This window comes from Bradyrhizobium commune (assembly GCF_015624505.1).
Lineage (GTDB): Bacteria > Pseudomonadota > Alphaproteobacteria > Rhizobiales > Xanthobacteraceae > Bradyrhizobium > Bradyrhizobium commune.
Genome location: NZ_CP061379.1, coordinates 7,121,260 through 7,141,578, shown reverse-complemented (window position 1 = coordinate 7,141,578; position 20,319 = coordinate 7,121,260). Strand labels below are relative to the sequence as shown.

Below are 20,319 nucleotides of genomic sequence, written 5' to 3'. Positions count from 1 at the left end.
TCGTTCTCCATGGTCGCCGGACGCAGGTCCGGTATCCCGCAACGTCAGACATTGCCGACTGTTCCCTGAACCACGGATTAACGCCGTGTGACTGGATCGTGGCAACGCCTCAATGTGTCCGATCTACCGCAGTGCGGTGGAGAAATTGCAGCAACAGCCGGCTGACCTCGGCCGGCTGCTCCTGCTGCACCCAATGGCCCGCGCCATCGACGAGATGGCAGCCGAGCATGTTGGTGCACGCGCTCGCCTGCATGGCCTCGAACACGCCGGGGCGCTGATAGGTGCCCCAGTCCTGCTTGCCCGAGATGAAGCAGGAGGGCACGTCGATCGTGCGGCCCGCGAACAGCTGCAACTCGTTGTTGAAGGCGCCCGTCGTGCCGCAGCGATACCATTGCAAGCCCCCCTGGAATCCGGTGCGGCCATATTCGGCGCTGTAGAAGGCAAGGTCGCTGTCCGGCAGCCATCGATTGGCGGCGATGGCGGCCGGCGAGGGCATCTCCTTCGCGACCGTCTCCGCCATGGTCTCGCCGAGGTCCATCACGTAGTAGGTCGGCAGTTTTGCCAGCTCGCCCGCCGACCATGATTTCAGCGGGTACGGCTTGTTGCCGGTCCAGTCCGCGCTCTTGTGATGGTAGTAGGCGCGCAGGAAATCATGCACGCCTTGCGGCGCCTGATGCAGGTCCGCGTTCGCCGTGCGCGTCGCGTAGTACCATTGATAGTGGATGCGCGGGCGCGGCAGGGCCGCGAGCTCGCGATGCACCGGATCTTCGGCCGGAGCCTGCGCCGACGTATCGACGGTGTTGAACGGCAGTGGCGGCGGTCCGCCGAATGGCGCACTCATCATCGTCACCGAGCGGAACACGTCAGGCCGGACCAGCGCGCACCAGGATGCGACCGGGCTGCCGAAATCATGTCCGACCAGATCGACCTGCTTGTAGCCGAATGCCGAGACAAGCCCGAGCGCGTCGCGCACCAGATTGAACAGCCGGAACGGGGCGAGGTCGCCGTCGTAATCGGCAGTCCATCCCGTGGTGCGGCCGTAGCCGCGCTGGTCCGGCGCGACCACGTGGTAGCCGGCCGAGCCAAGCGCCGGCATGATCTTGCGCCAGGAGAAGGCCAGCTCGGGAAAACCGTGCAGCAGCAGGATGCAGGGGCGACCCTTGGTCTCGAAGCCGGCCTCGAGCACATGCATGCGCAAGCCGTTGATGCCGTCGACATAGCGCGAGCGGATGCCGGCGGGGAGAGGGATGTCGGGGAGCGTTGTCATTGCTGTCTCCGTCTAGGTGGAATCGTAGGGTGGGTTAGCCCCGCAGACGCGCGAAGCGCATCTGCACGGCGTAACCCACCACTTCTGTATCCGCGGAAACTGAATAGGTGGGTTACGCCTTCGGCTAACCCACCCTACGGCATCTCGCTACACCGCCGCGCAGACGAATCCATTGCCCTTGCGCTTGATCTTCCCCACCGACGGCGAGGGGAAATGCGCGGTGCAGCACAGCGTGTCGGTGTCGCAATAGCGCTCCAGGAAGCTGCGCCGCGTCTTCGCAGAGGCGATCGGATCGACGTCGAACTTCACCGACATTTCCGGATAGAGCGTCTGGATCGGCGAATGCATGAGGTCGCCGGAGAAGACGGCATCGTCCTTGCCGCGGCCGAAGGTGAAGGCGACGTGGCCCGGCGTGTGGCCCGGCGTCGGCAGGATGCGGACGTGGTCGCCGATCTGGTGATCGTTGGTCACGACCTCGTGGCGCTTGGCCTCGACCACCGGCAGCACGCTGTCGACGAAGGGCGGAACGGGAGCCTTCGCGTTCTGCTCGGTCCAGTAGTCGAATTCCTGCTCGGCGAACACGTAGCGCGCCTTGGGGAAGGTCGGTACCCAGCGGCCGTTCTCCAGCCGCGTATTCCAGCCGACGTGATCGACATGCAGATGCGTGCACATCACGAAGTCGATGTCGTCGGGCGAGAATCCGGCGGCGTTGAGCCCGCGCAAATAGGTGTCGTCGGTCTTCATGTTCCAGTTCGGACGCTGCGGCCGCGGCTTGTCGTTGCCAATGCAGCTGTCGACCAGAATGGTGTGATGCGGTGTCTTGATGACATAGGACTGGAAGCACAGGATGAGGACATCCTGATCGTCCAGCGCCTTCGCCTGCTTCATCCAGGCGCGGTTTTCCGTGAGCACCTCTGGCGTCAGTCCCGGTATCAGCTCCAGCGCAGGAAAGAACGAGATCTCCTGCTCGATGATGCGATGAATGGTGAGATCGCCGACCGAATATTTCAGGCTCATGAGAACTCCACTTTTTACGCAGCCGGTGGCACCGAAATCTTGACCGACGGCCGCTCCAGCATCTTCTGGTGAAAGGCGTCGAGCTTTGGATAGGCCTTGCGCCAGCCGCAATCGGCGAAGCGGAAGTCGGCATAGCCGAGCACGCAAACGAGGCCGATCTGCGAAATGTCGAACGGGCCGTTCAGCACATCGGGCATGTTCTCGAAGCGCGCCATGCCGGTCCAGGCCCGATTCCAGTGATCGTCCGACCAGGCCTGCCATTGCAGGCCCTGCGGCCGTACCATCTTCTCGTAGCGGCACAGCAGCATGGAATCGAGCATGCCGTTGATCAGCGAGTGATTGGTCTTGGCCTTCCAGCGCCGTGGACCGTAACCCGGGATCAGGTTGCCGCCGGCCATCTCGTTGAGATATTCGACGATGACGTAGGAGTCCAAAATCACGTCGCCGTCATTGGTGATCAGCACCGGCAGCTTCTTCAGCGGCGTGATGCGCGAATAATCCTCGTTGGCCGTGCCCGGCGCGACGGTCGCCGGCGTGAATTCGATCTTGTCGATCAGCCCGAGCTCGATCGCGGCGATGCGCACCTTGCGGGCGAAGGGCGAGGCTTGGGAGAAGGAGAGTTTCATGGGAAATAACCTCTATCCAGACAGACGGTCCTCATCCTGAGGAGCGCGCCCCTTGGCGCGCGTCTCGAAGGATGGACAACGGGAGGTGTTTTCTCGTCACCCGGCGCAGATGTCGGGTGAGCGTGCTTGTGGCACATCCTTCGAGACGCGCGCGTTGCGCGCTCCTCAGGATGAGGACCGGAGGCCTTACGCCGCCACGATCTCCTGGCGCTGCTCGCCGAGGCCTTCGATGCCGAGCGTGATGACGTCGCCGACGTTGAGGAAGGTCGGCGGCTTCATGCCAAGGCCGACGCCGGGCGGGGTGCCGGTGGTGATGATGTCGCCCGGCAACAGCGTCATGAACTGCGAGACATAGGAGATGCACTTGGCCATCGAGAAGATCATGGTCTTGGTCGAGCCGGTCTGGCGGCGCTGGCCGTTGACGTCGAGCCACATCGCCAGGTTCTGCACGTCCTTGATCTCGTCCTTGGTCGCGAGCCACGGTCCGACCGGGCCGAAGGTATCGTGCGACTTGCCCTTGGTCCACTGCCCCAGGCGCTCGGTCTGGAAGTTGCGCTCGGAGACGTCGTTGCAGACGCAATAGCCGGCGACGTAGTTCAGCGCGTCGGCTTCCGAGATGTATTTGGCGCGGGTGCCGATGATGGCGGCGATCTCGACCTCCCAGTCGAGCTTGGTCGAGCCGCGCGGCTTCTCGACCGCATCGTGCGGACCGGACAGCGAGGTGTTGGCCTTCATGAAGATGATCGGCTCGGTCGGGATCGCGGCGCCGGTTTCCTTGGCGTGGTCGCTGTAGTTGAGGCCGATCGCGACGAATTTCGAGATGCCGGTGACCGGCGCGCCGAACCGCGGCTTGCCGGAGACGGCCGGCAGCGAGGCGGGATCGAGGGCGGCGAGCTTCTTCAGACTATCCGGCGAATAGGCCTCGCCGGTGAGGTCCTTCACATGCGCCGACAGGTCGCGCAACTGGCCGGATTTGTCGATCAGGCCGGGCTTTTCCGCACCCTTTTCGCCATAACGAACAAGCTTCATTTTTCGTTTCTCCCTGGAGATGGACCGATCGGTTGAATAGCTTCATGGAACAGGGCGGCGGGAAATTCAACCGCTCACTGCCGGGCGTTTCCGCATTACACCCCCTCATCCTGAGGGTCCGCCGAAGGCGGGCGTCTCGAAGGATGGCCGCGGGCAACAGTGGGGCCTTCATGGTTCGAGACGCGCGAAGACGCGCTCCTCACCATAAGGGGTATCGTCACCCCAGCGCCACAAACTTGAACGCATCCCCCTCCCGCCGGATATGCCCGGCCGAGAAATGCCCGCCGATCACCAGCGTCGGCGTATCGGCAAAGCGGCCGAACAGCGCTGCCCGTGTTGCGGCCGATTGCGCCTGGTCGGAATCGGCGGTCGAGGACCAGTTGAGATGCGACATCTGGCAGGGATGGTGGGCGACGTCGCCGGTGAGCAGGCCCTGTTCGCCGTCGGACTGGATCAAGATGCTCATATGGCCTGGGCTGTGGCCCGGGGTCGGGATCATTCTGATCTCGTCACAGAGCCGGTGGTCGCTCGGGATCAATTCGGCGCGATCGGCATCGACGATCGGCTTCACGGAGTCGCCGAACACGGCCTGCTTGTCCGTCTCGGTCGAGTGATCGCGCCAATGCTCGTACTCGGTCCTGCCGAACACGTAGCGCGCCTTGGGAAAGGTCGGCACCCATTTGCCGCCGTCGAGCTTCGTATTCCAGCCGACATGATCGACGTGAAGATGCGTGCACAGCACGGTGTCGATGCTGTCGGGCGGAAATCCCGCTTCCGTCATCGTCTCCAGGAACGGCGTGGTGCGGTTATTCCAGGTCGGCACGTTGCGGCCCTGCTTGTCGTTGCCGAGGCCGGTGTCGACGACGATGCGCCGCGACGGCGTCTCCACCAATAGCGAATGGATCGACATTTTCAGCCGGCCTTCTTCAGTCGCGAAATGTGGGATCAGCCAGGGCAGCTTCCGGATTGCGTCGTTGCTGGCAAGCGGCAGGATGAAGCGGGTCGAGCCGACCGTCTCCAATTCCACGACTTTTGTGATTTTGACTCGGCCGACCTTCCAGTGCATCGGGCGTATCCCCATGTTCTCATTTTGGCGCCGAAACATGCGCACTTTCCGTTGCACGGCGCAATGGATCATCTGTCGTGATTTTACGTTATCGAAGGAACCCATCGAGATCCAAAGGTGAGCTGATGCCAGAGCTTGCGATTTCCGCCGACAAGGTCGCCTTCATCATCGAGAAGGCCCGCGAATTCGACGTCAAGGAAGCGGCGTCCGATCCTGACTCCGGCTCGAACCCGTCCGATGACGACGAGATCGACGTGCTCGAGGACACGACATCCGATCCGGTCGCAGCCGAGCTTGCCGGCTTCATCCGGGCGTTGAACGAGGACGAGCAGCTCGACCTCGTCACGCTGATGTGGATCGGCCGCGGCGACGGCGATGTGGACGAATGGGACGATCTGCGCGAGCGCGCCGTCGAGGTGCGCAGCGAGTACAAGGCGCCGCGGCGCGAGACCGTGCAATATCTCCTGGGCGAGCCGATGCTGGGCGATTTGCTCGCCGACGGCATGGATGAGCTCGGCATCGACTGGACCGACGAGCGGACCACGCCGGTGTCGTAGAGCTCAAGATTTTACACCAGGTCGTCATGGCCGGGCTCGTCCCGGCCATGACGCTGTCCTCACAACGTCCCTGGGAAGGCACCGCCGTCGAGCAGGATGTTCTGGCCGGTGATGAAGCCGGCCTTGGCGCCGCACAGGAAGGCGCAGGCATAGCCGAACTCGTCGGGCTGGCCGAAGCGGCCGGCCGGATTGAGCTTGGCGCGCTCCGCCAAAATCTGCTCGGGCGTGGTGCCGCGCTTGTCGGCTTCGGCCTTCGCGGTGCCGGTCAGGCGATCCGTCTCGAACGGACCCGGCAGCAGGCCGTTGATGGTGACATTGTTGATCACGGTCTTGCGCGACAGGCCGGCGATGAAGCCGGTGAGGCCGGCGCGTGCGCCGTTGGAGAGGCCGAGAATGTCGATCGGCGCCTTCACCGCGGCCGAGGTGATGTTGACGATGCGGCCGAACTTGCGCGCCATCATGCCGTCCACCGTCGACTTGATCAGCTCGATCGGCGTGAGCATGTTGGCGTCGATTGCCTTGATCCAGTCGTCGCGGGTCCAGTTGCGGAAATCGCCGGGCGGCGGGCCGCCGGCATTGTTGATCAGAATGTCCGGCTCGGGGCAGGCCTTGAGCACGGCTTCGCGCCCCGCAGGCGTCGTGATGTCGCCGACGATCTCGGTGACCTTGACGCCCGGATAGGCCTTTCGGATTTCGTCGGCCGTCTTCTTCAGCGCCTCGGCGCCGCGCGCGGTCAGCGTGACGTCAACGCCGGCTTCGGCCAGCGAGAAGGCGCAGGCGCGCCCCAAGCCCTTGCTGGATGCGCAGACGATGGCGCGGCGACCTTTGATCCCAAGATCCACAATTTCACTCCCGTAATGTCAGGCAGGTTTTGGACGGGCGGCACTCTAGCCAACCTCGGCGGCCCTGGTAAGGGACCGGCCCTCATCAAAATGCATGCGCGACCGCGCGACGATGCAAATGCAGACTAGATGCGCCGCTCCTGCTTGAGGCGGTCGATGGCGGCAGCCGCTTCCGGCGGCAGCGATTTGAAGCCCATCTGGCCGACCGCGGAGAACAGCGGCCGCAGGCGCGAGCCGGCCAGGAAGGGCGGCTGGCGGTTGGCCGGCACCACCTGGTCGAACACCAGCACCAGCGTGGTCGCGACTAGGCCGACCCTGATGGCGCCGAGCGCGGCACCGCCAAGGCGGTCACCGATGCCGGTCTCGCGGATCGTGTCATCCAGCACGAAGCGGCCGATATATCCGAGCAACATGCCGACCACCAGAAAGATGCCGAAGAACCAGATCCAGTTCTGGAAGAGCGGCGCATTCGGATCGCCGGCGATCTGTGGCGCGATCATCGGCATCAGCGACACCGCGATGGGGGCGGCGAGAAGATAAGCGAGGATGGTCATCGCGCTGCGCAGCAGGCCGGTCTTGAAACCGAAGCCGATTGCGATGGTGAGCGCGATATAAACCACAAGATCGAAGCTGTTCATGAGCGAACCCTGCCTTGGAACGAATGAACGCCGAACCGGTCGTTCCGGTTTCAGATCGCTAAAATCGTCTGTATTTGTTGCTCCGAGAGCTCAGGGACCGCGCGACTATCAGACCTATTCGAGGTGAGTAAAGAAACCATCCTCAGTCGTCGTCCCGGCGAAGGCCGGGACCCATACCGCGTGATCTACCGATGAAGCGCAGGTGACAGTACCGCGCAACTGCCAATCTTCGCCAAACTTCTCCCTGAGGCTATGGGTCCCGGCTTTCGCCGGGACGACACCGGAGAGAGTGATGCGTTAACTCACCCCGGATCATATCCGCGGCCTTTTCCCCGATCATGATCGTCGGCGCATTGGTGTTGCCGCCGATCAGCGTCGGCATGATCGAGGCGTCGACCACACGCAAGCCGTCCACGCCGCGTACCTTCAATGCCGGATCGACCACCGCCATCGCGTCCGTGCCCATCTTGCAGGTGCCGACGGGGTGATAGACGGTGTCGACGCGATTGCGCAGGATGGCGCGGATGTCGTCGTCCGTTCTCACCTCGGACGTGAACATGTCCTTCTTCTGCAACGCACGCAGCGCCGGCGCCTCCATCAGCCGTCGCGTGGTCTTGAAGCCCGCGACCATCGCCTCGAGATCCTCCGTCTCGCCCAAGAAGTTCGGATCAATCATGGGAGCGGCGAGCGGGTCGGCGCTTTTCAGCCAGACGCTGCCGCGGCTCTTCGGCCGCAGCAGGCAGACATGGCAGGAGAAGCCTGCCTCCTTGTGCTTCTTGCGGCCGTGGTCGTCGAGCATCGCGATGACGAAGTGGAGCTGGATGTCAGGCACGACGAGATCGGGCTGGGTCTTCAGGAAGCCGCCGCACTCGGCGAAATTGGTGGTCATCAGGCCGCGTCGCTCGCGTCGATACCGCTGGATCGCGCGGAGCAGGGACGGCAGCCGACCGAGCGACGCGTGAACGAAGTGCGGATAGTCGGAGGCGTAGACGAACACGAAATCCGGATGGTCCTGGAGATTGCGTCCGACGCCCGGCAGATGGTGCACGACGCCGATGCCGTGCGCGCCAAGCGCATCGCCGTCGCCGATGCCCGACAGCATCAGCAATTGCGGTGACTGGAACGCGCCGCCGGCAAGGATCACCTCGCGGCGGGCGCGCAGCTGCTTTGTCTGCCCGCCCTGCATATAGTCGATGCCGACCGCGCGCCCGCCTTCGAACAGGATCTTCGTGGCCTGTGCCCCCGTTTCGACGCGCAGATTCGCGCGCTTGTCCATGTGGGGCTCGAGATAGGCGCGCGCCGCGCTCCAGCGCTCGCCCTTGTGCTGCGTCACCTGGTAGCTGCCGAGCCCTTCATGGTCCTCTTCATTGAAATCCTCGCGGATGCGGAACTGCGCCTCGCGCGCGGCCTGGTGGAAGACGTCATGAATCGGATTGTCAGAACGCAGCCTGTTGACATGGAGCGGGCCGCCCTTGCCGTGGTACGCGCCGTCGAAATCGCTGTTGTTCTCCGAGCGCTTGAAATAGGGCAGCACGTCGGCGTAGGACCAGCCGGCATTGCCGAGCGAGGCCCAATGGTCGTAGTCGGCGCGATGGCCGCGGATATAGACCATGGCGTTGATCGCCGAGGAGCCGCCGAGGCCCTTGCCGCGCGGCTGGTAGCCGATGCGGCCGTTCAATCCCTGCTGCGGCACGGTATCGAAGGCCCAGTTGGCCGCCTTGTAGGGCAAGGCGAGCCCGAATGGCGTGGTGATCCGCCAATTGTCGTTGCGTCCGCCGGCATCGAGCAGCGCCACCGACGTCGCCGCATCCTCCGACAGCCGCCCCGCCACCGCGCAGCCGCCCGAGCCCGCGCCCACGACGATGAAGTCGAATGTGTCAGTCACTGATGTTTCCCCCGCGAAGATTCTTTGTTGGTCCCGTCATTGCGAGCGAAGCGAAGCAATCCAGAATCCCGCCGCGGCGACAGTCTGGATTGCTTCGCTCCGCAATGACGGGCGTTGAGACTTACGACATGAACCGCAACATCTTCTCCAGCCGCGCTATTCTGCCGCCATAGGGCGGATAGAGGTCGGCAAGCCGGTTGAACTTCGAGCGATAAAACACCGGCTTCAGCTTGCTGAACGTCTTAAACCCCCATTCGCCGTGATAGGCGCCGGTGCCGGATGCGCCGACGCCGCCCATCGGCTGATTGGTTTGTGCGAAATGAAACAGGCAGTCGTTGATGGTGACGCCGCCGGAGACGGTGCGCGCCAGCACCTCGTCGCGCGCGGCGCGGTCCTTGCCGAACCAGTAGAGCGCCAGCGGCCGGTCGCGCTTGTTGATGAAAGAGATCGCGTCAGTCGTGTCGCGCATGCCCAGCACCGGCAGCACGGGCCCAAAAATCTCCTCCTGCATCACCGCCATCGCTTCGGTCGCGCCGACCACCAGCGTCGGCGGAAATTTGCGATGTGCCTTCCAGTTGGGATCGTCCGCCTTCGCCGGCTGCAAAATCCTGGCGCCGCGGCTTGCGGCATCCGCCACGAGTCCTTCCAGCCGCGCGTAATGCCGGTCGGAAATGATCGAGGTGTAATCCCTGTTGGCGGGATCGGTGCCGAACATGCGCCGCATCTGCGCGCGCACCTTTTCGGCAAAGCCCTGCACGGAATGTTCCGGCACCAGCACGTAGTCGGGCGCGATGCAGGTCTGCCCGGCATTGAGCAGTTTTCCATAGGCGATGCGCTCGGCCGCCTCCTCGAGATCGGCGGAGGCGTCGATGATGGCCGGCGACTTGCCGCCGAGTTCCAGCGTGACCGGCGTCAGGTTGCGCCCCGCGGCCTCCGCGACCAGCCGCCCCACGCGCGTCGAGCCGGTAAAGACGAGATGATCGAACGGCAGGTGTGCGAAGGCTTTTGCGATCTCGTCCTCGACGCCGGTGACGAGCACCTCGGTGGCATCGAATTTTTCCGCAACCGTCTCCCTCAGCAGCGCGGAAAAGTGCGGCACAAGCTCGCTCGGCTTGATGATGATTCGGTTGCCGGCGGCGATCGCGCCGATCGCGGACGCGAGCGTCAGCTGGAGCGGATAATTCCAGGGCGCAATGATGCCGACGACACCGAGCGGCTGCGGGATCAACCGGTTGCGTGCGGGCAGGAATTGCAACGTGGTTGCCACACGCTGCTGCGCCATCCAGCTCTTCAGCTGCTTGGTCGCATGCCGGATCTCGGAGAACACCAGCATGGTCTCGGCAATGGTGGTCTCGACCGCCGAGCGGTGGCCGAAATCGGCCGAGATCGCCTGCCGGAAACGTTCTTCATTGTCGGCGACCACGGCCCGCAGGCGCGCCAGCCGGTCGAGCCGTTCGGCGCAGTCAGGCGCCGGCTCGGCCCGCGACCGCGCGAGCATGGCATGGAAGGCATTTTCGAGCGCTCGCAGCGGGCCGCCCGTCAGGGATTCGTCCAAGGCGAGATTCATGGCGGTCCTCCCTGGGCTGGCGTTTCGGCCCGTGTTTTGTTGCCGCAAGCTGGCCCTTTGTGGAACTTCTGGCAAGTGCGTGGCAAATCGGCCGGAATCCGCTGTCACAAAGTCGAAAAAAACGTACCCCCAGCCCTTTCCAAAGGCAGTCCGGGTTGGTACATACCGCCCGCACCCGATGGGCTTTGCCCGGGGTTGCCTTCCAAGGAAGCCTTTGGGACGGGAGAAGCAAGCCACGCGAACAGCGTCGGCCTCCATCAACCGTCCCCGGCGTTTTCACGAAGGCGCGCAACGGTTTAACGCGGGGTGGAGCAGCCCGGTAGCTCGTCAGGCTCATAACCTGAAGGTCATAGGTTCAAATCCTATCCCCGCAACCAAGCTTTGATAGTGATGTCAGTGAATTAGCCCGCCTCTGGCGGGCTTTTTCATGGATTGATGCACCGATCGTGACGCTCACGCCCTACGGTGTCCGGACGACCCTCGGTGCGTGACGGCTGTCTATAGCCAGAGACTTTTGGTGGCGCATCGTCTCGTTCCGGGGGCGCCACTGATTTCAATCGCTTACGTTCGGCGTGCCTTACGCCAAGGTCAGACGGGTGCGCGCTTTCGCAGCAGATGCGCACAGCCCATCAACACAACCGTCAGCGCGGTGGTCAGGGTTGAGACCGCCGCAATGGTCGGCTCGATCTGATAGAGCAAATCGTCCCACATGCGGCGCGGCAGCGTGACTGCGCCCGAGCCGGATATGAACAGCGCAACGACCAGCTCATCGAACGACGTGATGAAGGCGAACAGGGCACCGACCAGGATGCCCGGTTGGATCAGCGGCAGCGTGACCTGGAAAAACGTGCCGGCGGGTGTGGCGCCGAGGCTGAGCGCCGCCTGCTCCAGGCGGGGGTCGATACCCGCCAGGCTGGCGCTCACGCTGGTGACGACGAAGGGAACCGCAAGGCAAGTATGGGCCACGATCAGGCCCGCCGGCGTGCCGACCAGGCCATAGCGGGCGAAGGCGTAGTAGATTCCGATCGCCACGACAATCGCCGGCACGATCAACGGCGACAGGATCAGGGCAGAGGCCAGAACGCGCAGCGCTTTGGGCAGCCGGACCATGCCAAGTGCCGCCAGCGTGCCGAGCAACGTCGCCAGCACGACCACCGACGCCGCGACCCAGAGGCTGAGCCAGGTGGACCGCAGCCAATCGTCGCTGGCAAAATAGACGCTGTACCAGCGCAACCCGAAGGCCGGCGGCGGAAAGGTAAGGTAGGTCGCCGAGGAGAAGGAGACCACCATCACGACGACGATGGGCAAAGCGAGGAACACGAGGATCAAGCTTACGACCGTCGCCGGCAGCAGGCGGGCGACTGTCATCGTGCACTCGTTCGGAACGCGTTGCCGACGCCAGGCAGCCGATAGAAAGCCGCGATGATGGCGAGCGCCGTCGCCAGCAGCACGGCCGACAGGGTCGCCGCATAGGACCAGTTGAGCTGATCGACCTGTTGGGCGATCAGCATCGACAGCGTGATCTCGCGCGGGCCGCCGACCATGGCCGGCGTGATGTAGAAGCCGAGGGCCAGCACGAACACCAGCAGCACTCCGGCGCCGACGCCCGGCATCGAGAGCGGCAGGGTTATCTGCCGAAAGGTCGCCGATGGCGTGGCGCCAAGCCCGGACGCCGCGCGCGCCAACGACGGATCGATTTGCCGGAGCGCATTGGCGATCGGCAGAACCATGTAGGGCAGCAGGATGTGAATCATCGCTATCTGCGTCGCCAGCGGCGTATTGAGGATGCGCAAAGGCCGGTCGATCAGGCCCACCGTGAGCAGCGCCTCATTGATGAGGCCATGCCGGCCCATCAGCACCATCCAGGCGTAGCTCCGGACCAACACGCTGGTCCAGAACGGCAGCAGCACCAGGATCAGGATCACCGGCGCGTATCGCGGCGCGCGCACCAGCGAGAGGGCGACGGGATAGCCCAGCACCAGGGTCCCCACAGTGACGATCAATGAGGTGTAGAGCGTGTTCGAGAACACCTTCAGGAAGACTGTGTCGCCTGTCAGGGACGCATAATGCGACAGCGTCCAGACCGGATCGTCGACGCTGCGCATCAGCATCGATAGCACCGGTACGGCATAGAACACGAGCATAAAGAGCAGCAGCGGCGCCGCCAGCAGCAGTGGTACGGATGGCCGCATGCCGGCCTGCCGCGTGGCGGCCGGTCCGGCGAGACGGATTTCGATCGCCTCAGACAAGGATCGTATCCGCGACCGACCAGGCGATCTCCGCCCGCTCGCCGACCGCACGGCGCCGGATCGCCGCACTCGACGGCTCCTTCAGCACCATGGCGCTACCGCCGCCTGCCTGGAGTATGTAGCGGCAGCGTTCGCCGGCAAAGACCGCCTCGGTCACGGTAACGCTGAGACGGTTCTGCGACGCGGTCGAATTCCAGCCGCCGTCGGCGAAGCGGATACGCTCCGGACGCGTCGTGAGCATGACCTTGTCGCCGGTCGCGGGCCGACCGGGACACAGGGCGCGGATGATCGCCCCTTCGCAATCGGCCACGACGACATCGTCCTCGATGCCGCGTACGATGGCCGGCAGAAAATTCGACTCGCCGAGGAAGCCGGCGACGAAACGACTGCCGGGCCGGTCGTAGAGATCCTCGGGTCGTCCGACCTGCGCCACCAGCCCCGCGTTCATGACGGCGATGCGGTCCGACATGGTGAGGGCTTCCTCCTGGTCGTGCGTCACGTAGATAAAGGTGATGCCGAGATCGGCATGAAGGCGGCGCATCTCCAGCTGCAGGTTTTCGCGGAGCTGCTTGTCGAGCGCGCCCAGCGGCTCGTCCATCAGCAGAAGGCGCGGCTTGAACACGATGGCGCGCGCCAGCGCGACCCGCTGTTGCTGGCCACCGGAAAGTTGGCGCGGGTAGCGCTCGCCATGGCCCGGCAAGTGCACGAGTTCCAGCGCCTCCCCGACCAGCTTTGCGCGCTCGGCCTTGCCGAAGCCACGCTGCTTCAGCGGAAATCCGATATTGTCGGCGGCGGTGAGATGGGGAAACAGGGCGTAGTTCTGGAATACCATGCCGATGTTGCGGCGATAGGGCGGCATCGCCACGACCGACTTGCCGTCGATGGCGATGTCGCCGCTGGTCGGCGTCTCGAAGCCGGCGATCATCATCAAGGTCGTCGTCTTGCCTGACCCGCTCGGTCCCAGCAGCGTCAGGAACTCGCCCGAGCGGATGTCGAGCGAAACTCCGGCCACCGCGGTCATGCGATCGTAGCTCTTTTTCAGGTCGTTGAGCGATACCGACGCACCGCGGCCAGCCCCGTCCATCGCCATCAGCTCAGCAGCCATTTGTTGAAGCGGCTGACGACCGTGTCGCGATTGTCGATCCACCAATCGTAGTTGTAGTTCACGAGCTGCGATTTGATGGCGGGGGCGCTGGGCAGGACGGCCAGCCGTTCGGGCGGGATGTACGCGTTCGACTTGCCGTTGACCGAGCCGTACGGGATTCCGAAGGCGATGCGTGCCTGCGGGATGGCCATGGTCGAGTAGGCCGCGAACTTCATGGCATTGGTGGCGTTCTTGGCGCCCTTGGGGATACCCCAGGCGTCACGCTTCATCAGCCCCTGATTCCAACTTATGGCCGCCGGAACGCCTGCCGCCTGCAGCGCCGCCATGCGGCCGTTCCACACGGATGTCATGGTGACTTCGCGGTCAGTCAGGAGCTGAATCGGCACAGCACCGGTGTCCCACCATTTGACGACCGATTTCTTGATCGCATCGTAGCTTGCGAAAGCCTTCTCGATATCGAGGGGATAGAGCTTGTCGGCCGGCACGCCGGCCGCCATCAGGGTAAATTCCAGCTCGGGCCAGCCGCCGGCGCTGGTGCCCATCATGGCCCGGTCGCCGGGAAACTTCGTGGTGTTCCAGAAGTCCGCCCAGCTCGTGGGCGCGGCGTCCTTGTAGGCGTCGGTCCGATAGGCCATCACCTGCGCCCACACCAGCATTTCGAGGCCGTATTCGAAGCGGTACTCGGGGCCGACCCCATCGTCGACCAGGGAGTAGTCGATCTTCTCGAAGTAATCGCCGGACCTCTGGAGGTTCATGATCGAGCCGCGGCTGAGCTGGGCGATGTCCCATTCGACGTTGCCGGTTTCGACCATGGCCTTGATCTTGGTCGGGTTCGTGCCGGGAAACGCACGCACCTTGATGCCCGAGATCTTCTCGAACGGCTCGAAGTAGGCCTTTTGCTGGGTCTCCTGCATCGTGCCGCCGAAGGTGGCGATGCGAACCTCGCCGCTGCCCTTCAGGATGTCGGGAAACGTCGTCTGCTCCGGCCATGCCGCCTCGGCATGGCTCGCGCGGATGAACGGCGCCGCAAGGCCTGCGCCCAATAGGCCGACTGCGGTGCGGCGGCTGATGTCGGTCGGAGAACGATGATCGCGCATGACGGCTTGCTGCCTTCCTGCTCGGGTTGACTAGTACGCCAGAAGATTGTCGCGGAAATGCTTGTGCTCGTAGGCCGTGCGCATCAGGCCGCGATCCTGCAACGCCGGCACCAGCCCGTCCTCGATCTCGGCGAGCGTGCGCCGATTGACGTTGGGCATCGAGAACAGGAATCCGTCGCCGCCCACCTCCTGCATCACCTCGCCCATGCGTGCGGCGACGACGTCGGGCGTACCGCAGAGTTCGACCGACAGGTCGACCGCATTGAAGCTCGCCATTGTTTCCCGGATCGAGCGCCCGTTCGCCGTTTTGCGGAACTGCTCGAGGTTCTGCTGGTGGCCATTGGTGGTTACCTCGTCAGGCAGCGGCTTCTCGAGATCGAACTTGCCGAAGTCGATATTGGTCACCTTGCCGAAATGCGCGAGCCGCTCGTCGATACGTTCCATCGCGATGGCGCTCCGCTTCTTCTTGCGCTCCTCAGCCTCGTCCATGGTCTCGCCGAGGATCGGATTGATGAGATAGAGGACCTTGCAGTCGGAAGGCTTGCGGCCTTGCGCGACCATGTTCTTGTGCACGTCCTCGCGGTAGGCGCGCATGGCCTCGATGCCCTTGGCGTGGACCACAATCGTGTCGGCATGGGCGGCCGCGAATTTGCGCCCGCGCGCCGAGCCGCCGGCCTGGGCGATCACGGGCTGGCCCTGCGGCGGCGGTCCGGAGTTGAGCGGCCCGCGCGTGCTGAAATACTTGCCGCTGTAGTTGACCGCGTGGACCTTGGCGGGATCGACCAGCACGCCGCTCTTGCGGTCGGCGACGATCGCGCCTGGCTCCCACGAGCCCCACAGCCCGCGGCAGACCTCCATGTATTCGTCCGCCATGTCGTAGCGCAGATCGTGATCCGGCATGCCCTGCATGCCGAAGTTCATGGCCGCGAAGTCCGAGCTTCCAGTGACGGCATTCCATCCGATGCGTCCGCCCGACACCTGGTCGAGCGTCGCCACCAGGCGGGCGAGCAAATAGGGGTGATAGGCGTATGTTCCGAAAGTAGGTACGATGCCGATGCGCGATGTCACCTGCGTCATCAGCGCCGCCACCACCGACGGATCCTGACGCGGCACCGCGATGCCGTTCTTGAGGTAGATCTCGGTCGAGCCGCCGAAGCTCTCGCCGACATAGGATGAATCTTCGAGCAGGATGTAGTCAAAGCAGGCACGCTCGAGCGTGCGCGCCAGGTTCAGGAACAACTCGGGCTCCATCCAGGTCTGACCGATGTGCCCGGTCCATGCCTCGCCCCAAGCTTGCACGCTCGATCCCTGAAGGAACCAGGCGAGGTGAAACGGTTTGGTGGGCATTTGCGCTCCATTGCCGATCAGGCTGACCGGCCGCCCGATGAGCCAGGAAAAAGCAAAAACCGTGCCGACCGCCTATGCGGGTTCGAGGACGACGCTCCCACTGGCAGGATTCGTATCTGAGGGGTCGGAATCCCCGCCGCGCGCTCACAGATGGGGCTTCTGAAGCAGACCATCGCCCGCCGCGAGCGGCATCCTGCTCTCGGCCCGATTACGATCCCTTCAACCATCACTCAGTTGAGTGAATGTCGCCGAAGTCGCTATACCAACGTGATCGTTAGCGCCGTCGCGCCGTCCATGACATGAGCCATTCGATGACCGAGATCGACCTAGTCAACGTCTTCACCCACATGGGGCGTGGCGGCAACCCTTGCCCCATCGTCGTCGACGCCTCGAGCCTTCCCGCTGCGGGCATGCAATCGGTGGCCCGGCACTTCGGGCACGAATCGGGCTTCGTTCTGCCGGCGTCGGGACCGGACTCCGACTATGTCTTCCGGTTCTGGGTGCCGCGGCACGAGATGGAGATGTGCGGACACGCGACGATCGGCGCGCTTTGGGTCCTCGCGATGAAGGGGCGCCTGTCCGGTGAGCAGGTCCGCATCGAGACGCGCAGTGGAGCGGTGACAGGCTATGTCGATCGTGGCAGCTCGGGTGAGCCATCTGTCGAAATCAGCCAGCCGGCAGGCAAGGTCGTCGATCTCTCGCGCGCCGAAGAGGAAGATGTTCTGTCGACGCTCAAGCTGTCGCGCCGCGATCTGCTTGACCTGCCGATCCAGAACGCCGTCACGTCACGGGTGAAGACGCTCGTCCCGATCAAGGGTGTCCGCGAGCTCAACGAACTGGTGCCGGATTCGGCGCCGATCGAAGCGTGTTGTGGACGGATCGGGTCCACCGGCCTTTACCCCTACGCCGTCGACCATCAGGCCGAGCGGCGTTTCGAGGCGCGGCAGTTTCCGAAATCGTCAGGCTACCCCGAAGATGCCGCCACCGGCATCGCCGCAGCGGCGCTCGCGTTCGGACTGCTCAAGAACGAACTTGTCGAACGCAACAGCGAGCGGATCACCATCATGCAGGGGCGGGCGATGGGGGCCTTGTCGGAAATCGGGGTGCGCCTCGGCTTCGCCGGCAGCAGGCCGGTCGGCTGCCTTCTGGGAGGCTCTGTGGCGCGCGTGGAGACGCGTATGTTGCAGCTTCAGGACACGATGTTCGCGAGCAAGTCGTAACGTCGCCTGAGGCGGCCGCGGTCCCCTCAAAACCCCGTAATCGGCTTCCCGTCCGCCCCGACCAGCGTCGACGGCGCCTCGCCGAACACCAGCCCGTCCGGCTGAAACTTGATCGTCTTCCCGCCCACCACGAAGTCGGCAAAATTGCGCGGTGTCGCCGAGTGGACGCCGTTCGCCAGGAAATCTGCGATCTCGTAACAGGTGTCGGGCTTGCCGCTAGATCCTTCGCTCAAGAATGTCTGGAAATTCTGGCTCGTCACCTTGGCCTTCTTGCGCGCCGACCAGTTGGTGGTGCGGCGGTAGAGCTTTGGCAGGATCACCGGGCCCTTGTCGGTTGCGAGCACGTCCGTCTCGCCCTTCTTCGGCTCGCGCAGGTCGAAGTCGAAGGCGGGAATGGTCTTGGCGAGGTTCTTCCACACCGGCAGCTTCTTGGTTCGTGCGGTCTTGGTCAGCGCCAGGAAGGCCTTGATCTCGTCTTCGTTCATCGAGGAGTAGAACGTCGGATAGGCAAAACCTTGCTCGACCAGCCAGTGATTGATGTCGACCGTCTGGTTCGCGACCGTCACCTCGATATCGCCGACCAGCCGTCCATAGGTGTCGAACACCTCGTTCGGCGCATCGACATGGGTGAACACCCGGCAGGCCAGCGTGGCTTCGCCGGTCGCGCTGAGAAAATCATGCAGCGCCTTGGTCGATGTCGCGCCGAGGAACTGCCGGTAGGAATGCGTGACCTCGTGATAGGCCTGCCGCTTGGCGTCGGTCAGCCCCTTCTTCTCGGCGGGCGACAGCGGCGACGGCATATAGTGCAGCTCGGGTGCGTCGATGCCCTGGAGGCGAATGGTGAGCTTGCCGTTCTTGATCGGCGCCGTCGCGGTCCGGCCTTTGACCTTGGCATTGTCGAACACGTGGGTCGGCTGGAACGGCGCGGTGTCGTTCTTGCGGAAGCGGATCGCGTCGGGCGCGACGTTCACCACGACTTTCGTGGTGTCCGCATCCGAGCGGCCCTCCGGCCAGAACTGGCTGACATCGATCGTGCCTGCAACCTCCAGCAATCCAACCGGCATCGGCCGCTCCTCCCCATGAGCAACGCGGCCGCTTCGACAGGGCGACGCGCGCACGCAGTTGCGCGCAGCGGATCATCTTCGTGCGACAGGTCCATGACGGGAGGAGAACGACCGGCACGGCGCCGCACCATTGGCTTGGCGCGTCCACGCTCGCGATCGTACCATCATGCCGGTGTTTTGCCCGACAAGTCAAACGGGCTTGCGGTCGCGGTTCGGGCTTGACGGCTACTGTGCATGGGGTTGTTTTCGACGTTTTTGTTGGAGGGCTTTGGCGCGCTCGGCATCACGGGCTGCCGGCCACCGCCTGTGCGGCGCAGGAGGCGGCCGGGCGGGTTGATCGGCTCTTGTGATGACAAAGTCCCTTGCGCCGGCGCCACGGTCAGCTACCGTTGGCGCGCTAGCCCCAGGGCTAGGTGACGATTTGATTCAGATTTCTTAGCATCCGATTTTCTCGGCGCCGCGACGGGCGCGACGCCCAGCGGAAGAGGCGGGGGCCATGATCATACGGGACCAGGCAGCTCTGTTGGCTCCGGTCGAGCGCGATTTGCGGCTCGACCTCTTCCGCGGCATCGGGCTGTGGATGGTCTTCCTCGATCACATCCCGCACGACGTGGTGTCGTGGCTGACGCTACGCAATTACGGCTTCAGCGACGCGGCCGAGTTCTTCGTCTTCATCTCCGGCTATCTGATCGGCTGGATTTACGGGCCGATCGTGGCGGGCGGCTGGTTCCTCGCCGCGCTCAAGCGGCTGTGGCGGCGAGCGGTGGAAATGTATGTCGCCCACATCATGCTGTTCCTGCTGTTCACCGCGCAGATCGCGCGCACCGCGCGCCGCTTCGACAATCCGATGTACGAGAACGAGTTCAACGTCTTCAATTTCCTGGCGCATCCGGACGAGCTGATCGGACAGGCGATCCTGTTGAAATACAAGCCGGTCAATCTCGACGTGCTGCCGCTCTACATCACGCTGGTGTTCGCCGCGCCGTTCATGGTGTGGTGCCTGGTGCGCCGGCCGAACCTGACGCTTGCGGCATCCGTGGTGCTGTACGTGCTGTCGCGCTGGTTCGACTGGAACGTCGCCTCGTATCCGCCCGGCACGACCTGGTACTTCAATCCGTTCTGCTGGCAGCTGATGTTCGTGTTCGCCGCCTGGTGCGGCATCGGCGAGATCGAGAAGTTCGCGAACCTGGTGTGGTCGAAGGCGGCGATGGCGATCGCCGCGGCCTGGCTCATCTTCGCCTTCCTGATCGTGATGACCTGGCACGTCCACGCGCTCGAGGCCCTGATCCCGAAATGGATGATCAAGGCGATCTACCCGATCGACAAGACCGATCTCGACATGCTGCGCTTCACGCATTTCCTGGCGCTGGCGATCTGGACGACCCATTTCCTGCCGCGCCATTGGAAGGCGCTGCACACGGCATGGCTGCGTCCGATCATCCTGTGCGGCCAGCATTCGCTGCCGATCTTCTGCCTCGGCGTGTTCCTGTCGTTCTCCGCGCACTGGATCCTGACGCAATACACCAAGGGGGTCTGGGAGCAGCTCGCCGTCTCCTTCGTCGGCATCCTCATCATGATCGGCGCCGCCTGGCTGCTCGATCGCGCCGAGCAGGTTCCGAACCTGTTCGTGAAGGTGACCGACGTCGACGACGCCGAGCCGGCGACGGTGAGCGCTGCGGCGACGCCGGCCGTGACAGTCCTGCCGGCGAGCCACTGACATCATCGCGCAGCCCGCCCTTTCGT

Annotated in this window: 18 protein-coding genes and 1 tRNA gene; 4 read left to right on the top strand and 15 right to left on the bottom strand. The window is 64.0% G+C overall.

The genetic code is table 11. The annotated features are described in order from the left end of the window. Window positions 1–109: 109 nt before the first annotated feature. The 5 genes from IC761_RS33550 to IC761_RS33530 form a co-directional block, all read right to left on the bottom strand. Window positions 110–1,267, bottom strand: a complete 1,158-nt coding sequence (locus IC761_RS33550; protein WP_195800891.1) for an alpha/beta hydrolase — start codon at window positions 1,265–1,267, stop codon at window positions 110–112. Window positions 1,268–1,414: 147 nt separating this feature from the next. Continuing rightward, window positions 1,415–2,284 carry an MBL fold metallo-hydrolase gene (locus IC761_RS33545; protein ID WP_195800890.1) on the bottom strand — a complete coding sequence of 290 codons (870 nt, stop codon included), beginning with the start codon at window positions 2,282–2,284 and terminating at the stop codon, window positions 1,415–1,417. Between the two features lie 14 nt (window positions 2,285–2,298). Further along, window positions 2,299–2,910, bottom strand: coding sequence for a glutathione S-transferase family protein (locus IC761_RS33540; protein ID WP_195800889.1), 612 nt, complete (start codon window positions 2,908–2,910; stop codon window positions 2,299–2,301). 186 nt (window positions 2,911–3,096) lie between these two features. Next, window positions 3,097–3,939, bottom strand: a complete 843-nt coding sequence (locus IC761_RS33535; protein WP_195800888.1) for a fumarylacetoacetate hydrolase family protein — start codon at window positions 3,937–3,939, stop codon at window positions 3,097–3,099. A 217-nt stretch (window positions 3,940–4,156) separates the two neighbouring features. Then, window positions 4,157–5,005, bottom strand: coding sequence for an MBL fold metallo-hydrolase (locus IC761_RS33530; RefSeq protein ID WP_195800887.1), 849 nt, complete (start codon window positions 5,003–5,005; stop codon window positions 4,157–4,159). A 125-nt stretch (window positions 5,006–5,130) separates the two neighbouring features. Here IC761_RS33530 and IC761_RS33525 point away from each other — a divergent pair, with 125 nt between their 5' ends. Further along, complete coding sequence (locus tag IC761_RS33525) at window positions 5,131–5,562, top strand: DUF3775 domain-containing protein (protein WP_195800886.1); 432 nt, start codon at window positions 5,131–5,133, stop codon at window positions 5,560–5,562. 59 nt (window positions 5,563–5,621) lie between these two features. On the opposite strand, the gene IC761_RS33520 is transcribed toward IC761_RS33525, so the two are convergent. The 4 genes from IC761_RS33520 to IC761_RS33505 form a co-directional block, all read right to left on the bottom strand. After that, a complete protein-coding gene (locus tag IC761_RS33520) occupies window positions 5,622–6,404 on the bottom strand; it encodes an SDR family oxidoreductase (protein ID WP_195800885.1) in 783 nt (260 codons plus the stop codon). Between the two features lie 125 nt (window positions 6,405–6,529). Continuing rightward, window positions 6,530–7,042, bottom strand: coding sequence for a CvpA family protein (locus IC761_RS33515; protein ID WP_195800884.1), 513 nt, complete (start codon window positions 7,040–7,042; stop codon window positions 6,530–6,532). Between the two features lie 250 nt (window positions 7,043–7,292). Next, window positions 7,293–8,927, bottom strand: a complete 1,635-nt coding sequence (locus tag IC761_RS33510) for a GMC family oxidoreductase (protein ID WP_195800883.1) — start codon at window positions 8,925–8,927, stop codon at window positions 7,293–7,295. A gap of 121 nt (window positions 8,928–9,048) precedes the next feature. Then, on the bottom strand, window positions 9,049–10,494 hold the full coding sequence (locus IC761_RS33505; protein ID WP_195800882.1) for a coniferyl aldehyde dehydrogenase: 1,446 nt from the start codon (window positions 10,492–10,494) through the stop codon (window positions 9,049–9,051). Between the two features lie 300 nt (window positions 10,495–10,794). On the opposite strand from IC761_RS33505, the gene IC761_RS33500 reads away from it, so the two are divergent. Continuing rightward, window positions 10,795–10,871, top strand: a tRNA-Met gene (locus IC761_RS33500). A 211-nt stretch (window positions 10,872–11,082) separates the two neighbouring features. Here the strand turns inward: IC761_RS33500 and IC761_RS33495 are convergent. Genes IC761_RS33495 through IC761_RS33475 form a run of 5 tightly spaced genes read right to left on the bottom strand, consistent with a single transcriptional unit; the run spans window position 11,083 to window position 16,292 of the window. After that, on the bottom strand, window positions 11,083–11,862 hold the full coding sequence (locus IC761_RS33495) for an ABC transporter permease (RefSeq protein ID WP_195800881.1): 780 nt from the start codon (window positions 11,860–11,862) through the stop codon (window positions 11,083–11,085). Next, complete coding sequence (locus IC761_RS33490; protein ID WP_195800880.1) at window positions 11,859–12,743, bottom strand: ABC transporter permease; 885 nt, start codon at window positions 12,741–12,743, stop codon at window positions 11,859–11,861. The genes IC761_RS33495 and IC761_RS33490 overlap by 4 nt, the downstream gene beginning before the upstream one ends. Then, window positions 12,736–13,848: an ABC transporter ATP-binding protein gene (locus IC761_RS33485; RefSeq protein WP_246791405.1), complete on the bottom strand. Its 1,113-nt coding sequence runs from the start codon at window positions 13,846–13,848 to the stop codon at window positions 12,736–12,738. Before IC761_RS33485 ends, IC761_RS33490 begins: the two co-directional genes overlap by 8 nt. Beyond that, window positions 13,833–14,945, bottom strand: coding sequence for an ABC transporter substrate-binding protein (locus IC761_RS33480; RefSeq protein ID WP_195800879.1), 1,113 nt, complete (start codon window positions 14,943–14,945; stop codon window positions 13,833–13,835). Before IC761_RS33480 ends, IC761_RS33485 begins: the two co-directional genes overlap by 16 nt. Before the next feature lie 30 nt (window positions 14,946–14,975). Continuing rightward, complete coding sequence (locus IC761_RS33475; RefSeq protein ID WP_195800878.1) at window positions 14,976–16,292, bottom strand: NtaA/DmoA family FMN-dependent monooxygenase; 1,317 nt, start codon at window positions 16,290–16,292, stop codon at window positions 14,976–14,978. Between the two features lie 311 nt (window positions 16,293–16,603). Between IC761_RS33475 and IC761_RS33470 the strand changes: the two genes are divergently transcribed. Continuing rightward, window positions 16,604–17,512, top strand: a complete 909-nt coding sequence (locus IC761_RS33470; protein WP_195800877.1) for a PhzF family phenazine biosynthesis protein — start codon at window positions 16,604–16,606, stop codon at window positions 17,510–17,512. A gap of 26 nt (window positions 17,513–17,538) precedes the next feature. Here IC761_RS33470 and IC761_RS33465 read toward each other — a convergent pair whose 3' ends face one another. Then, entirely contained in the window at window positions 17,539–18,576 is a 1,038-nt protein-coding gene (locus tag IC761_RS33465; RefSeq protein WP_195800876.1) for a thermonuclease family protein, read from the bottom strand. A gap of 496 nt (window positions 18,577–19,072) precedes the next feature. On the opposite strand from IC761_RS33465, the gene IC761_RS33460 reads away from it, so the two are divergent. Beyond that, a complete protein-coding gene (locus tag IC761_RS33460) occupies window positions 19,073–20,293 on the top strand; it encodes an OpgC domain-containing protein (RefSeq protein WP_195800875.1) in 1,221 nt (406 codons plus the stop codon). The last annotated feature ends 26 nt before the right edge of the window (window positions 20,294–20,319 follow it).

Coding starts and splice junctions, on each gene's coding strand:
- IC761_RS33515 (WP_195800884.1), bottom strand. CDS start 7,042: ATGAACAGCTTCGATCTTGTGGTTTATATCGCGCTCACCATCGCAATC.
- IC761_RS33475 (WP_195800878.1), bottom strand. CDS start 16,292: ATGCCCACCAAACCGTTTCACCTCGCCTGGTTCCTTCAGGGATCGAGC.
- IC761_RS33495 (WP_195800881.1), bottom strand. CDS start 11,862: ATGACAGTCGCCCGCCTGCTGCCGGCGACGGTCGTAAGCTTGATCCTC.
- IC761_RS33465 (WP_195800876.1), bottom strand. CDS start 18,576: ATGCCGGTTGGATTGCTGGAGGTTGCAGGCACGATCGATGTCAGCCAG.
- IC761_RS33525 (WP_195800886.1), top strand. CDS start 5,131: ATGCCAGAGCTTGCGATTTCCGCCGACAAGGTCGCCTTCATCATCGAG.
- IC761_RS33540 (WP_195800889.1), bottom strand. CDS start 2,910: ATGAAACTCTCCTTCTCCCAAGCCTCGCCCTTCGCCCGCAAGGTGCGC.
- IC761_RS33505 (WP_195800882.1), bottom strand. CDS start 10,494: ATGAATCTCGCCTTGGACGAATCCCTGACGGGCGGCCCGCTGCGAGCG.
- IC761_RS33485 (WP_246791405.1), bottom strand. CDS start 13,848: ATGGCTGCTGAGCTGATGGCGATGGACGGGGCTGGCCGCGGTGCGTCG.
- IC761_RS33550 (WP_195800891.1), bottom strand. CDS start 1,267: ATGACAACGCTCCCCGACATCCCTCTCCCCGCCGGCATCCGCTCGCGC.
- IC761_RS33535 (WP_195800888.1), bottom strand. CDS start 3,939: ATGAAGCTTGTTCGTTATGGCGAAAAGGGTGCGGAAAAGCCCGGCCTG.
- IC761_RS33470 (WP_195800877.1), top strand. CDS start 16,604: ATGACCGAGATCGACCTAGTCAACGTCTTCACCCACATGGGGCGTGGC.
- IC761_RS33460 (WP_195800875.1), top strand. CDS start 19,073: ATGATCATACGGGACCAGGCAGCTCTGTTGGCTCCGGTCGAGCGCGAT.
- IC761_RS33530 (WP_195800887.1), bottom strand. CDS start 5,005: ATGCACTGGAAGGTCGGCCGAGTCAAAATCACAAAAGTCGTGGAATTG.
- IC761_RS33480 (WP_195800879.1), bottom strand. CDS start 14,945: ATGCGCGATCATCGTTCTCCGACCGACATCAGCCGCCGCACCGCAGTC.
- IC761_RS33545 (WP_195800890.1), bottom strand. CDS start 2,284: ATGAGCCTGAAATATTCGGTCGGCGATCTCACCATTCATCGCATCATC.